This window comes from Spirillospora sp. NPDC049024, assembly GCF_040649235.1.
In the GTDB taxonomy this organism is placed as follows: Bacteria; Actinomycetota; Actinomycetes; order Streptosporangiales; family Streptosporangiaceae; genus Spirillospora.
The window spans coordinates 199,262-211,721 of sequence record NZ_JBEZFD010000001.1 but is presented as its reverse complement, the minus strand read 5'-3'; the positions used below and the strand labels follow the sequence as shown (position 1 = coordinate 211,721).

Genomic DNA, 12,460 nt, shown 5'->3' with positions numbered 1-12,460 from the left:
CGACACGAGGGCCCGCGGCCCGCACCTCCGCCCCGCATCCTGCAGCGCGCCCGCGTGCGCACGGCCCCATCCAGGTCGGTGACCCTATGACGGTACGGCTGTTGACGAACATCGGCAGGCTCTGGACGGGCACCGACGTCTGCAGCAACGCCGCGGTGCTCATCCACGACGACCGCGTCGTCTGGGCCGGGCCCGCCTCCGACCTCCCGCAGAGCGTCCCCGGCATCATCGACGACATCGTCGACGTCGACCACGTCGAGAACCTCGGCGGCGGCCTCGTCACGCCCGGCCTCATCGACGCGCACTCCCACCCCGTCTACGCGGGCAACCGCTGGGCCGAGCTCGCCATGCGCACCAGCGGCTCGTCCCACTCCGCCATCACCGCGGCGGGCGGCGGCGTCAACTCCACCGTGACCGTCACCCGGGGGACCGACCCCTGGACGCTGTGCAACGGCGTCCGCGAACGGCTCCGCCAGTGGATCCTCGCCGGGACCACCACCGTCGAGGCCAAGACCGGCTACCACCTCACCCGCGACGGCGAGCTCGCCGACATCCGGATGCTGCGGTCGCTGGAGGGCGAGCCCTCCATGCCCCGCATCCACGCCACGTTCCTCGCCGCGCACATCCTGCCGCCCGAGTTCTTCGGACGCCGCCGTGACTACATCGAGGCCGTCCGGCTCTGGGCCGGCGACGCCGCCGTCGCCGGGGCCGACTCGATCGACGTCTACTGCGACGAGGGCCACTTCACCGCCGAGGAGGCCCGCGCCCTCCTGCTCACCGGCAAGCGCGCCGGCCTCAAGGCCCGCATGCACGCCTGCGCCAACGAGCGCATCGGCGCCGCCCAGGTCGCCGCCGAGGTCGGCTGCGCGTCCGCCGACCTGCTCACCCAGGCCAACGACGACGACATCAAGGCCCTCGCCCACGCCGGCGTCACCGCCACCGTCTGCCCCGGCAGCTCCCTCAACAGCAGCCGCGCCCCCGCGCCCGTCCGGCAGATGCTCGACCGCGGCGTCACCGTCGCCCTCGGCACCGACCACAACCCCGGCCAGTGCGGCATCACGTCCATGCCCCTCGTCATCGGGCTGTCGGTCGCGATGTTCGGGCTCAGCGTGACCGAGGCGCTGCGCGCCGCCACCCTCGGCGGGGCCGCCGCGCTGCGCGTCGGCGACCGCGGCTCCCTCGCCCCGGGCATGCTCGCCGACATCGTCCTCTGGGACGCCGACCACGAGGGCGCGTTCGCCTGGGCGTTCGGGCTCCGCGCCCTGCGCATCTGGCGCGGCGGCGTGCCCGTCCAGCCCTGACGCGGAACCCGCGGCGGCGGGTAGGGTCGCCGGCATGGGCAGTGCGGGCGGCAGTGGCGGTGCGGTCGCGGTCGTCACCGATTCCACCGCCTACCTTCCCCCCGGGCTCGCCGAACGGCACGGGCTGACCGTCGTCCCCCTGCAGATCGCCGTCGGCGGCACCACGCGGGACGAGGGCGACATGAGCACCGCCGAGGCCGCCCGGGCGCTGAAGGAATGGCGTCCCGTCACCACGTCCCGTCCCGCGCCGCGGCGGTTCGCGGACGCCTACAAGGCCGCCGCCGCCTCGGGCGCGCGTGCGGTGGTCTCCGTGCACCTGGCCTCGGCCATGTCCGGGACGGTCGAGGCAGCGCGCCTCGCCGCGGAGGACGCGCCCGTGCCCGTGCGGGTCGTCGACAGCGGCACCATCGGCATGGGCCTCGGATTCGCCGCCCTCTCCGCCGCGGCCGCCGCGATGCGGGGCGGGTCCGCGGAGCAGGCCGTGTCCGCCGCCGTCCGGCGGGCCGGGCTCACCCGCTCCCTCATCTACGTCGACACCCTGGAGCATCTGCGGCGGGGCGGCCGGATCGGCGCCGCAGCCACCCTGTGGGGCTCCGCGCTGATGGTGAAACCGCTCCTCGAGATCACCGACGGCAGCATCGCGCCGCTGGAGAAGGTCCGCACGTCGTTGCGGGCGCTGGCCCGGCTGGAGGAACTGGCCGTGACCGAGGCCGGCGACCGGCGCGTCGACCTGGGCGTCCAGCACCTCGCCGCCGCCGCACGCGCCGAGACCCTGGCCGCCCGGCTCCGCGAACGCGTCCCGCACGTCCAGGACGTCTACGTCGGCGAGGTCGGCCCCGTCATCGGCGCCCACGTCGGCCCCGGCATGCTGGGCGTCGTCGTGGCGCCCCAGCTCTGACCCGCACCTGCCGCCGCCCGGGGCCCTGAGGGGCGCAGGAGGCGGCGCAGGACGGTCGGCGGATGACCGGTCTCCGCCCTGATCGTGCGAGTGAGATGCGCGTGGTCGGCGAAACCGAGGTCGGCGGCCAGGCCCGCCAGATCCCGCTCGCCCTGCTCCAGGCGGTCGAGGGCGCGCCCGACCCGGATCCGGTTCCGGTAGCGGGTGACGGACACGCCCGTCTCGCTGCGGAACGTCCGGCTCAGGTGGGAGGGGGAGACCTCCAGGAGGCGCGCCAGCGGGACCAGGCCGGCCGCCTGCGGATGGCCGCTCGCCATGGCCTCGCGCGCCTCGTCGACCAGGGCGCGGCGCCTGCCGCCCTGCTCGTCCACGGCCAGGTGGGCGAGGAGGTCCATGAGCCGCTCGGCGGTCTCGTATCCCACGTCGGGGCCGGCTCGCAGTAGGAGGCGATGGGCGAGGTCCGCGCGCGCGCTGACCCTGACCGTCCCGGACGGGCGTCGCCAGAGGGCGGGGGAGAGCATGATGGCCGTGCACACGTCGCCGCCCGCGGGATGCGCGAACTGGCCCTCCTCGCCGGTGGTCTGGGTGTAGCCCGTGGTGGGGTCGAGGACGTCGCGCCCATGGCGCGAACGCATGCGGAACCGTCCCGCCCGCACCAGGACGATCTGGTCGCCGTCGAACGGCTCGGGCTCCGACCAGCCGGGCCGGTGCCCGGTGCAGCGCACGGCGTGGACGGCGAAGTCGTCCGTTTCCGCCACGATGGTCGACTCGCGCATGCCCGCCATCGTACGCAGGGCAAACATGTTCAAGCGCTGGTGCGGGGCGGTCGGCACACTCGCGGAATGGTCAAACGATGGCTGCTCGCGGTGCTGCTCACCGGGCAGACGATGGTGTCGATGGACGGGTCCATCGTGGCGGTGGCGATGCCCGACATCGCGGAAGGGCTGCACTCGTCCGGCTCCCTGCTGCAACTCATCACGGGCGGCTACATCTTCGCCTTGGCCGTCCTCGTCGTCACCGGCGCGCGGCTGGGCGACGGCTACGGCCACCGCACGATGTTCTTCCTGGGGCTGTTCGGTTTCACCGCGTCGTCGCTGGCCTGCGGACTGGCGCCGACCGGTACCGTCCTGGTCGCGGCGAGGATCTTCCAGGGAGCGTCGGCCGCGCTGCTGCTGCCGCAGATCCTGTCGCTGATCCAGCTGGCCTTCGAGGGACCTGCCAGGGCGCGCGCGCTCGGCCTCTACTCCATGGTCCTGGCGCTGGGCGTCGCCCTGGGCCAGGTGGCCGGGGGCCTCATCGTGACCCTCGGCGGCAGCTGGCGGCCCATCTTCCTCGTCAACGTCCCCGTCGGAGCCGCGCTTCTCGTGATCGGGCCGCGCCTGATGCCGCCGGAGCACAGGAAACCCGTCCGCCTGGACCTGCCCGGCGTGGTGCTCCTCTCCCTCGGGATGATCGCCTTCGTCGTGCCCCTGGTACTGGGCAGGGAGCAGCACTGGCCGCTGTGGACGTGGCCGTCCATGGCGGTGGGGTGCGCGCTGCTCGCCGTCTTCTGCGTCTACGAGCTGAGGACGGCGTCACCGCTGCTGGACCTCTCGGTGCTGCGCAGACCCTTCGTCGCACCCGGCCTGTTCGCGTCCTGCGCGGTGATGGGCGCCTACACCGGCTTCCTGTTCACGCTCGCGCTCTACTTGCAGAACGTTCTCGGCTTCTCGCCGCTCCACGCCGGGCTCACCTTCATCCCGTACACGGCGGGTTTCGCGACGGCGGGTCTGGGATGGACACGTCTGCCCCCGCGGATGAGGGCGGATCTTCCGGCTTTCGGCCTGCTCGCCTTCGCCGCCGCCGCGTCGGCGCTGGCCCTGCTGACCGGGGACGGCTGGCCGGCGCTGCTGTCGATACCGCTCCTGTACACCGCCGGGCTGGGGCACGCGGCGGGCTTCAGCCCCCTGGTCGACCGGATCACCAGTGCGGTGGGGCCCGCCCAGGCCTCGTCCGTCTCCGCTCTGACGAACACGGGCGCGCTGCTGTCGAACGTCCTCGCGATCGCCGTCTTCGGCGGGGTCTACCTCTCCTCGCCCGGAACGCTGACCCGCGTCACGGCCCTTCTGGTCGCGCTCCTGGTGCTCGCGGCCGCGGCCTCCCGGAGGCGCTGACTCGGGGTTATCCACAATTTACGAACCGCACGCCCGCCCTCGTCCGGCCTCCTTAACGTCGGGCGCCATGAGACCCGACACGGAAGACCGCCTGCACGCGATCACAGGCCGGTGGAAGCCGTCCGCCGCTCCGGCCGACGCTCCGCCCGCGGCCCGGTTACGCGCGACGCCCGAACGCTCCCACGTCCGCATGCTCGTCCTCGCCGGGGTGCTCGCCGCGCTGGTGGCGGCCGGCTACCTGTGGCTCGCCCGGCCGCGTCCCCAGCCGGCGGCCCCGGCGGCCCCGGCGGCCAACGCGGCCGTCAGCGAACCGCGCCCCGCGCTCTCGGCGGGGGCGGGGGCTGCGGCGTCCCCGGCGGCGTCCTCCTCGGTGGTCGTCCACGTCCTCGGCAAGGTCGAGCACCCGGGCGTGGTCACCCTGCCGTCGGGCTCGCGGGTCGCCGAGGCGATCAAGGCCGCGGGCGGGGTGCGCCGGGGCGCGAAGACCGGCACCCTCAACCTGGCCCGCCCGCTGGTGGACGGCGAGCAGATCCCGGTCGGCGTCCGCGCGCCGTCACCGCCCCCACCGCCCCCGGCCGGCGCGGCCTCGCCCGCGCCGGGAGCACCCGGCACTCCGGTCGACCTCAACGCGGCGACCCCCGACCAGCTCGACGACCTCCCCGGCGTCGGGCCCGTCCTCGCCCAGCGCATCGTCGCCTACCGCACCCAGCACGGCCGCTTCCGCTCCGTCGAGCAGCTCCAGGAGGTCAGCGGCATCGGCGCCCGGCGCTTCGCCGACCTGAAGCCGATGGTCCGCGTATGACCCACGACCTCCGCCTCCTGGCCCCGGCCCTGGCCACCTGGCTAGCCGCCGCCGCGACCATAGGCCTCCCCCAGCCCCTGACCTACGCATTGGCAGCCACCGCCGCCATCACGTCCGCCTACCTCCTGGCAACCCACAAACCACCGCGCTCGACCAGCGCTCACCAAGCACACCAGTCGGGTGGGAGGCGGCGGCTTCTTGCGGGGGCGGCGCTGGCGTGTGCCGCGGCGTCCGCCTGCGGGGTCGGGCTGCGGACTACGGCGGTCGGCACGGGGCCCGTGCGGGAGATGGCACGGGCCGGGCGGTTCGGCACGGCCGAGGCCGTGGTGACCGGCGATCCGCAGGCGCGGCCTGGCAACGGACGGCAGATGATCATCATTCGGGCCCGTGCGGAGGCCGTCGGGCGGACCCGGGTCCGCGTTCCGGTCCTGCTGATCGCCGCGGACCCGCGCTGGCTCCGGCCGATCCCGAGCCAGCGCGTGCGGCTCCGCGGGCGCTTCGTGCCGCCGAGACGGCCCGGTCTGCTGGCCGCGGTCGTGATCGTCCGCGGGCCGCCCACCCTGCTCGGAGCACCGTCCGCGGTCCAGCGCGCCGCGGAACACGTGCGGGCACGGCTGCGAGCGGCGGTGGCGCGGCTCCCGCCCGACCGGCGCGGAGTCCTGCCGGGCATGGTCGTCGGCGACACCTCGCGGCTCGACCCGGCCCTCGCGGAGGAGTTCCGCATCGCCGGGCTCACCCACCTCCTGGTGGTCTCCGGCGCGAACCTGGCGATCGTCGTCGGGGCGGTCCTCGGGCTGTGCCGGCTCGCGGGCCTCGGACGGCGCCGCGCCCCACCCGTCGCCGTCCTCGCGGTGTGCGCGTTCGTCGTCGTGGCCCGTCCGGAACCGAGCGTCCTCCGCGCGACCGTCATGGGCCTGATCGGCCTCCTGGCGCTCTTCACCGGACGCGGCCGCCAAGGGCTCCCCGCACTGGCGGCGGCGGTGCTCCTCCTGGTCCTCGTCGATCCGGAACTGGCGCGCTCCTACGGGTTCGCCCTGTCGGTCCTCGCGACGGCCGGCCTGCTCGTCCTGGCCCCGCCCTGGCGCGAGCGGCTCGCCCGCCGGATGCCGGGTCCGCTCGCGGACGCCCTCGCCGTCGCGGCCGCCGCCGAGGTGGCCGTCGCGCCCGTCCTGGTGCTGCTGTCCGGTGAGATCGGCGTCGTCTCGGTGTTCGCTAACCTGCTCGCGGCCCCGGCCGTAGCCCCGGCCACCCTCCTGGGCGCGCTCGCCGCCGTCACCGCGCCCGTCTCCCTGCCGCTCGCCCGCCTGATAGTTCGGCCCGCCGGCCTGGCCGTCGGCTGGATCATCTGGGTGGCCCGGGCGGCCGCGTCGGTGCCCTACGCGACGATCCCCTGGGCAGGGGGCGCGCTAGGCGTCTCCACACTCCTCCTGGGCGCGGTGGCGGCGGCCCTGATCCTGCGCAGCCACCGCCTCCGCCTGCTCGCGGCCGCCGCCATGACCGGCGTCCTCATCGCGGTCGTCGCCCTGCGCGTCATCGCCCCTCCGTGGCCGCCACCCGGATGGCAGTTGGCAGCCTGCGACGTCGGCCAGGGAGACGCCCTGGCACTCGCCGCGGGCCCAGGCCAGGCGGTCGTCGTGGACACGGGCCCGGAGCCCGCGCCGGTGGACCGCTGCCTCCACCGCCTCGGCGTCACCGACGTCCCGCTCCTCGTCCTGACCCACCCGCACGCCGACCACATCAACGGCATCTCCGGCGTCCGCCACGGCCGCACCGTCCACCAGGTCCTGATCACTCCGCGCACCTCGGGCCGCGAGGCGCGCCGCACCTCCGGCCTCCGCACCGCCCCCGCCGAGCCCGGGCAGCAGTGGCGAGTGGGGGACCTCACCCTCTCCGTCCTCGCCCCGCTGACCACGAGCCCCGCCCTCTCGCCCGAGGACGACGGCACCGCGATCAACAACGCGAGCGTGGTCCTCGTCGCCCGCCGGCCGGGCTTCAGCGCCCTTCTGGCAGGCGACGTGGAACTGGAGGCACAACGCGCCCTGGAGGCGAGCGTCCCCCACGTCCAGGTCCTCAAGGTCCCCCACCACGGCTCACGCAGCCAGGACCCCGGCTTCCTCGCCGCCGCCCACGCGTCCATCGCCCTGATCTCGGTCGGCGCCCGCAACGACTACGGCCACCCGTCCTCCGCCACCTTGGCGCTCCTCCACCGCCTCCGCACCCAGATACACCGCACCGACAAGGAAGGCGACATAGCGATAGCCCGCACCCGCTCCGGCCTCACCACCGTCCCTCGCCACTGACCAACCCTCACCCCACACCAGGTCCGTGTCGTGGGGCGGGCGCGCGGGGTGGGGGAGCGTGGCATGCTGCTGGTGTGTCGGTTGAGTCCATCATTCTGGTCGTCGGTGATGAAGAGCTGCTCGTGGACCGGGCGGTCGCGGACGTCGTCGCGTCCGTGCGGGCGGGGGACCCGGAGATCGAGGTCATCGATCTGGCGCCCGGGGCGCTGGAGCCCGGCCGCATCTCGGAGCTGACGTCGCCGTCGCTGTTCGGCGGCGGGAAGGTGCTCGTGCTGCGGTCGGCGCAGGACCTGGGCAAGGACCTGACGGCCGAGGTGCTGAGGTACGCCAAGGCCCCGGCGGAGGACACCGTGCTCATCGCCGTCCACCCCGGCGGCGCCAAGGGCAAGGCGCTCGTGGACGGGCTGACCAGGCTCAAGGCGCGCAAGATCTCATGTCCGAAGGTCACGAAGGCCGGCGAGCGGGTCGACTTCGTCCGGAACGAGATCCGCAGGGCGGGCGGGAAGATCTCGGCGGACGGCGCCCGGGGGCTGATCGAGGCCGTCGGCAACGACCTGCGCGAGCTGGCCGCCGCGTGCAGCCAGCTCGTCGCCGACACCGGTGGGAAGATCGACGATGCGGCCATCGCCCGCTACTACCGGGGACGCGCCGAGGTCAGCGGGTTCACCGTGGCGGACAAGGCCATCGAGGGCCAGCTCGCCGAGGCCCTCGAACAGCTCCGCTGGGCGCTGGCGACGGGCGTCGCGCCCGTTCTGATCGTCAGCGCGCTCGCCCAGGGCGTGCGCGGACTGGCGAAGGTCGGCGGGGCGCCGCGGGGAGCGCGCGGCGCGGCGCTGGCCAAGGACCTCGGCATGCCGCCCTGGAAGATCGACCGGGTGCAGAAGCAACTGCGCGGCTGGTCCGGAGACGGGGTCGCGCGTGCGCTGACCGCCGTCGCCGAAGCCGACGAGGCGGTCAAGGGCGGTGCCGCCGACCCCGCCTACGCCCTGGAACGGACCGTCGCCCGAATCGTCGCCGCCCGAGGCTGACCCACGCCCGCCCGCCGCGACACCCGCAGCTTGTCCTAGGTGAGCGCCTGGATTATGGCCAGGGTGTTCTGGTATTCGCGCCACAGGGTTATCTGGGCGTCGCGGATCGTCAGGACGCCGATGAAGGTCGCGGTGGACCGCTTGGACGTGGTGGTGTTCGTGCCGGTCAGTTCGTACTCCACCACGATCGTGTTCGGGTCGGCGGTGTCGTGGACGGCGAGGGTGCGGCAGTCGTCGAACCGGACGGGGAGGGCCGCCCGCTGGGGCTCGGCGAACTCCAGGAAGCTCTGCCTGCCCTCGAACCTCGTCGGTCGGCCGAGTGGCGCGAAGGGGGTCTCGATGACGACGTCGTCGGCTAGGAGATCACCGATGAACGTCGTCGGGTGGCCGAGCCAGCGCTGCCGCATGTGCTGGAACATCTCGCGCGGCGTGGTCTGCATGGAGTCCGCCTCCTAAGATGAGTGGTGACTCATGATTGCGACGATAATGAGTCCAGACTCATGTTGTCCAGGGGAGGTCGGGCCGATGCGCGCGGACGCGCAGCGCAACCGGGAGCGGATCCTGGAGGCGGCGGAGGAGGTGTTCGCCGACGCGGGGCCGGAGGCGTCGACGGAGGAGGTGGCGCGGCGCGCGGGGGTGGCGATCGGCACCGTGTTCCGGCACTTCCCGACGAAGGCCGACCTGCTGCGCGCGTTGATGAAACGGCTGTTGCAGCAGGTCACCGACGACGCCGCCGAGCTCATGGCGCACGGGGATCCGGCAAGCGCGCTCTTCGAGTTCTTCGCGCGGCTCGTGGAGCGGACGGCCGCGAACCGGACGGTGGTCGGGCTGCTCGCGGGCGAGGGGATGGAGGTTCCGATCACCGCGCCGCTGGGATCGCTCAGCGGCGCGGTGGGAGAACTGCTCGCCCGCGGCCAGAAGGCGGGGGCGGTCGCCGCCGAAATCCGTCTGGACGAGGTGATGGCCCTGCTGGTCAGCGCATGTCAGGGCGCCCTGCTGGGCGGCTGGGACGCCGACCTGCGCCGGCGCACGCTCGACATCATGCTCGCCGGCCTGCGTCCGACCGCCTGACCGCGCGCGGTCTAGCCCTGTTCGGCCTTGGTCTTCAGGCCCTCGGCCTCCATCACGACGTAGCGGCGGGTGAGGCGGCCGGCCAGGAGGGCGAAGACGGGGGCCAGCGGGCCCTTCTGGTCGAGGGTGAGGCGGACGGTGGACTTGCCGTCGGGAGTGGGGACGATCTCGTGGGCCCCGGTCGTGGTGACGCCGGGGGAGCGGGACTCCCAGGTGAAGGTCCGGTTCTCGTCGTAGGCCGTGACCGTCCAGACGGCGGCGGGGAGCTTCGGCTGGCGGACGCGGGCCCGGCTGCCCAGGGTGAACGGCTCGTCCAGGACGTCGACGCGGTCCATCGAGGCGGTCATGTCGGGCCAGCGCTCGACGTCCTTCAGGAGGTTCCAGACGGTCTCGGGCGCGGCGTCGATGTCGACGGAGGTCTCGAAGTGCACGGCGTGCTCCTCAGCGATGTGCGGACGGCGGCCAGGAGGTCCGCGACGAGGGGGTCGTCGGCCCTGTCCGGCAGGTGGAGAGCGTAGTAGGGGACGGCGGGCAGGTCGATGATCTCGCGGGCCGTCATGCCCGGGGGAGGGGGGACGCAGCCGTTGACGACGGCGAGCCCGACGCCGAGGGACGCGAAGTGCAGCATCAGGGGCCAGCCCGCGGCCTCGACCGCCAGGGACCAGGGCACCTCGGCGGCGCGCAGGGCGCGTTCGAGGGTGGCGCGGTGCGGGCCCTCGGCGGGCGGGACGACGAGGGAGGCGCCGGCGAGGTCGGCGAGCGTGAGGTGCGGCTTCGCGGTGAGGGGGTGGCCGTCCGGCATGACGAGCGTCTGGGGGTAGGACGCCAGCGGGACGGCCGCGACGTCGGCGGGCAGGACGTCCAGGACGGCGACGCCGACGTCGGCGCGGCCGGTGCGGACGGCGGCGAGGGTGCGGGCGCGGTCGCCGTTGATCAGGCGGAGGCCGGGGCGGACGACGCCGCCGAGGAGGTAGAGGTAGGCGCCCTCGCCGGCGGCCAGGGTCGGGACGCGGGACGGGGACGTGCCCTGGACGTCCGCGAGGAACGCCGCCATCCGGGCGTCGAGGTCGCGGGCGAAGCGGGCGACCTGCTCGCCGGCGGGGGTGAGGGCGAGGCGGCGCCCGTGCCGGGTGTACAGGGGGCGGCCCAGGGTGTCGGCGAGTTTCTGCACCTTGACGTGGAGGGCCGGCTGGGAGATGTGGAGTGCCTCGGCGGCGCGGGTGAAGTTGAGGTGGTCCGCGAAGACGGCGAACGAGGCGAGCGCCTCCGTGGACAGGCGGCTCAGCTCCATAGGTGCCGACTATAGCCACCGCGATGATTAATAGTTCTGCTTTAGGGTGTTCGGCCCGAAGGTGGGGCCATGGACAACGAACCGCGACTCGGCGTCGATTTCGGCCGGGTCATCCACGGCGGGCTCAGTGCCCCAGGTGAGAACGACACGGTGTTCCTCGACGGGACCTTCGAGCAGGCACTCGCCTCCCCGGCGACGGACGGCGTCTACGAGGTGCTGCCCGGCCTGATCGAGGCGTTCGGAGGACGGGCGTGGATCATCTCCAAATGCGGCGACCGGGTGCGCGAAAGGACGCTGGCCTGGCTCGACCACCACGATTTCTACGAGCGGACGGGCCTGCCGCGGGGCAACGTGCGGTTCTGCCGGAAGCGGCAGGAGAAGGCGCTGCACTGCGCGGAACTCGGGATCACCCACATGATCGACGACCGCCTTGACGTGCACCGCGCCATCCGCGAGATCGTCCCGTACCGGTACCTGTTCGGGCCGAAGGGAGGGCCCGAATGGGTGCGGCACGTCCCCGACTGGGCGGCCGCGGAGGCTATTCGCTCAGATATCGCGGCGGGACCGCGTCGACCAGCCACACGCCGTTGGCGCTGACACGGAACTCGTGGCCGTCGGCCGCCATCCGCCCGGCCTGGACGGTCAGCACGACGGGGGCGCCGCGCCTGGCGCCGACGCGCCGGGCCGTCTCGCGGTCGGGGGACAGGTGGACGGCGTGCCGCCCCATGGGAAGCAGGCCCTCCCGCAGGATGGGGTCGACGGAGCGGCGCACGGTGCCGTGGTAGAGCAGGTCAGGCGGGGGCGTCGCCGGCAGGTTCAGCGCCACGGGGACCGAGTGGCCCTGGACGGCCCGGATCCGGTTCCCCGCGAGCTCGTACCGCTTCTTGTCGTTGACCGCCACCACGTGTTCGAGCTCCGCGCGGGTGAGCGCGAAGCCGTGGGCCGCGGCGGCCGAGAGCAGTTCGGTGACGTCCGCCCATCCCTCGGGATCGAGCGTGATGCCGATCCGTTCGGGGCGGTGCCGCAGATGCTTGGCGAGATACTTGGAGATCTTGACCGCGCGGCGCTCGTCCATGGACATGCGTCGGGGCCGGCGCGCGGCCGGCCCCGGGCGTGCGGTCCTACTTGGCCTGCAGGGCGGCGGCCTGCTTGGCGATCGCCGACTTGCGGTTGGCGGCCTGGTTCTTGTGGATGACGCCCTTGCTGACGGCCTTGTCCAGCTTGCGCGCGGCGACCCGCTGCGCGGCGACGGCGTCGTCCACGTTGCCGGCCTCGGCGGCCTCGCGGAACTTGCGGATCACCGTCTTCAGCTCGGACTTGACGGCCTTGTTGCGCAGGCGGGCCTTCTCGTTCTGCTTGTTGCGCTTGATCTGGGACTTGATGTTAGCCACGTCGTAGAGCCTCAGCTTGGTCGCGATCCTGGGCCTGCGCGTATCGGCAGGCGCTGACGAAATGTCTGAACGGGGGCGGGACGGTGCCCCCGGGGCACGACGCTACGCCACACGCAGTCGCACAGCTTACCAATCACCGGGGCCCGTCCCAAACCGGGCCGTGCACGGAGCATCGCGCCGGACATGGGACTATGGGAGACACAGATCCCTGTCCACCTGTGAGCA

14 protein-coding genes are annotated in these 12,460 nt (G+C 73.6%); 8 read left to right on the top strand and 6 right to left on the bottom strand.

Annotated features, from left to right (window positions below):
• Window positions 1-86 precede the first annotated feature (86 nt).
• Together hutI and AB0C21_RS01010 are read left to right on the top strand one after the other, a co-directional pair.
• The gene (gene hutI, locus AB0C21_RS01015) at window positions 87-1,301 is read left to right on the top strand and encodes an imidazolonepropionase (RefSeq protein ID WP_141577361.1); all 1,215 of its coding nucleotides are present in this window, start codon (window positions 87-89) and stop codon (window positions 1,299-1,301) included.
• Between the two features lie 34 nt (window positions 1,302-1,335).
• Window positions 1,336-2,199: a DegV family protein gene (locus tag AB0C21_RS01010; RefSeq protein WP_500202059.1), complete on the top strand. Its 864-nt coding sequence runs from the start codon at window positions 1,336-1,338 to the stop codon at window positions 2,197-2,199.
• Here the strand turns inward: AB0C21_RS01010 and AB0C21_RS01005 are convergent.
• Entirely contained in the window at window positions 2,118-2,975 is an 858-nt protein-coding gene (locus AB0C21_RS01005) for a helix-turn-helix domain-containing protein (RefSeq protein WP_500202058.1), read from the bottom strand. The genes AB0C21_RS01010 and AB0C21_RS01005 overlap by 82 nt on opposite strands.
• Window positions 2,976-3,041: 66 nt before the next feature.
• On the opposite strand from AB0C21_RS01005, the gene AB0C21_RS01000 reads away from it, so the two are divergent.
• The 4 genes from AB0C21_RS01000 to holA all read left to right on the top strand — a co-directional run bounded on the left by AB0C21_RS01000 (window position 3,042) and on the right by holA (window position 8,482).
• Window positions 3,042-4,352, top strand: a complete 1,311-nt coding sequence (locus tag AB0C21_RS01000) for an MFS transporter (protein WP_500202057.1) — start codon at window positions 3,042-3,044, stop codon at window positions 4,350-4,352.
• Window positions 4,353-4,419: 67 nt separating this feature from the next.
• Window positions 4,420-5,154, top strand: a complete 735-nt coding sequence (locus AB0C21_RS00995) for a ComEA family DNA-binding protein (RefSeq protein ID WP_500202056.1) — start codon at window positions 4,420-4,422, stop codon at window positions 5,152-5,154.
• Window positions 5,151-7,454: a ComEC/Rec2 family competence protein gene (locus tag AB0C21_RS00990; protein ID WP_500202055.1), complete on the top strand. Its 2,304-nt coding sequence runs from the start codon at window positions 5,151-5,153 to the stop codon at window positions 7,452-7,454. The genes AB0C21_RS00995 and AB0C21_RS00990 overlap by 4 nt, the downstream gene beginning before the upstream one ends.
• Before the next feature lie 74 nt (window positions 7,455-7,528).
• Window positions 7,529-8,482: a DNA polymerase III subunit delta gene (gene holA / locus AB0C21_RS00985; protein WP_500202054.1), complete on the top strand. Its 954-nt coding sequence runs from the start codon at window positions 7,529-7,531 to the stop codon at window positions 8,480-8,482.
• Window positions 8,483-8,517: 35 nt separating this feature from the next.
• On the opposite strand, the gene AB0C21_RS00980 is transcribed toward holA, so the two are convergent.
• Entirely contained in the window at window positions 8,518-8,922 is a 405-nt protein-coding gene (locus tag AB0C21_RS00980) for a nuclear transport factor 2 family protein (protein WP_500202053.1), read from the bottom strand.
• An 85-nt stretch (window positions 8,923-9,007) separates the two neighbouring features.
• Between AB0C21_RS00980 and AB0C21_RS00975 the strand changes: the two genes are divergently transcribed.
• Window positions 9,008-9,553, top strand: a complete 546-nt coding sequence (locus tag AB0C21_RS00975) for a TetR/AcrR family transcriptional regulator (RefSeq protein ID WP_500202052.1) — start codon at window positions 9,008-9,010, stop codon at window positions 9,551-9,553.
• Between the two features lie 11 nt (window positions 9,554-9,564).
• Here AB0C21_RS00975 and AB0C21_RS00970 read toward each other — a convergent pair whose 3' ends face one another.
• Both AB0C21_RS00970 and AB0C21_RS00965 read right to left on the bottom strand, forming a co-directional pair.
• Entirely contained in the window at window positions 9,565-9,984 is a 420-nt protein-coding gene (locus AB0C21_RS00970; RefSeq protein ID WP_500202051.1) for an SRPBCC family protein, read from the bottom strand.
• Window positions 9,924-10,844, bottom strand: a complete 921-nt coding sequence (locus tag AB0C21_RS00965; protein ID WP_500202050.1) for a LysR family transcriptional regulator — start codon at window positions 10,842-10,844, stop codon at window positions 9,924-9,926. Before AB0C21_RS00965 ends, AB0C21_RS00970 begins: the two co-directional genes overlap by 61 nt.
• Before the next feature lie 69 nt (window positions 10,845-10,913).
• Between AB0C21_RS00965 and AB0C21_RS00960 the strand changes: the two genes are divergently transcribed.
• A complete protein-coding gene (locus AB0C21_RS00960) occupies window positions 10,914-11,441 on the top strand; it encodes a hypothetical protein (protein WP_500202049.1) in 528 nt (175 codons plus the stop codon).
• Here AB0C21_RS00960 and AB0C21_RS00955 read toward each other — a convergent pair.
• Complete coding sequence (locus AB0C21_RS00955; RefSeq protein ID WP_500202048.1) at window positions 11,383-11,919, bottom strand: RNA 2'-phosphotransferase; 537 nt, start codon at window positions 11,917-11,919, stop codon at window positions 11,383-11,385. The two genes, AB0C21_RS00960 and AB0C21_RS00955, sit on opposite strands and share 59 nt — an antisense overlap.
• Window positions 11,920-11,965: 46 nt before the next feature.
• Window positions 11,966-12,235 (bottom strand): 30S ribosomal protein S20, encoded by a 270-nt coding sequence (gene rpsT, locus AB0C21_RS00950; protein ID WP_149257619.1) that lies wholly within the window; start codon window positions 12,233-12,235, stop codon window positions 11,966-11,968.
• Window positions 12,236-12,460: the final 225 nt, after the last annotated feature.

Bases quoted from the DNA above. Each gene is read 5' to 3' on its own strand.
- hutI (WP_141577361.1), top strand. From the start codon at position 87: ATGACGGTACGGCTGTTGACGAACATCGGCAGGCTCTGGACGGGCACC.
- AB0C21_RS01010 (WP_500202059.1), top strand. From the start codon at position 1,336: ATGGGCAGTGCGGGCGGCAGTGGCGGTGCGGTCGCGGTCGTCACCGAT.
- AB0C21_RS01005 (WP_500202058.1), bottom strand. From the start codon at position 2,975: ATGCGCGAGTCGACCATCGTGGCGGAAACGGACGACTTCGCCGTCCAC.
- AB0C21_RS01000 (WP_500202057.1), top strand. From the start codon at position 3,042: ATGGTCAAACGATGGCTGCTCGCGGTGCTGCTCACCGGGCAGACGATG.
- AB0C21_RS00995 (WP_500202056.1), top strand. From the start codon at position 4,420: ATGAGACCCGACACGGAAGACCGCCTGCACGCGATCACAGGCCGGTGG.
- AB0C21_RS00990 (WP_500202055.1), top strand. From the start codon at position 5,151: ATGACCCACGACCTCCGCCTCCTGGCCCCGGCCCTGGCCACCTGGCTA.
- AB0C21_RS00980 (WP_500202053.1), bottom strand. From the start codon at position 8,922: ATGCAGACCACGCCGCGCGAGATGTTCCAGCACATGCGGCAGCGCTGG.
- AB0C21_RS00975 (WP_500202052.1), top strand. From the start codon at position 9,008: ATGCGCGCGGACGCGCAGCGCAACCGGGAGCGGATCCTGGAGGCGGCG.
- AB0C21_RS00965 (WP_500202050.1), bottom strand. From the start codon at position 10,844: ATGGAGCTGAGCCGCCTGTCCACGGAGGCGCTCGCCTCGTTCGCCGTC.
- AB0C21_RS00960 (WP_500202049.1), top strand. From the start codon at position 10,914: ATGGACAACGAACCGCGACTCGGCGTCGATTTCGGCCGGGTCATCCAC.
- AB0C21_RS00955 (WP_500202048.1), bottom strand. From the start codon at position 11,919: ATGGACGAGCGCCGCGCGGTCAAGATCTCCAAGTATCTCGCCAAGCAT.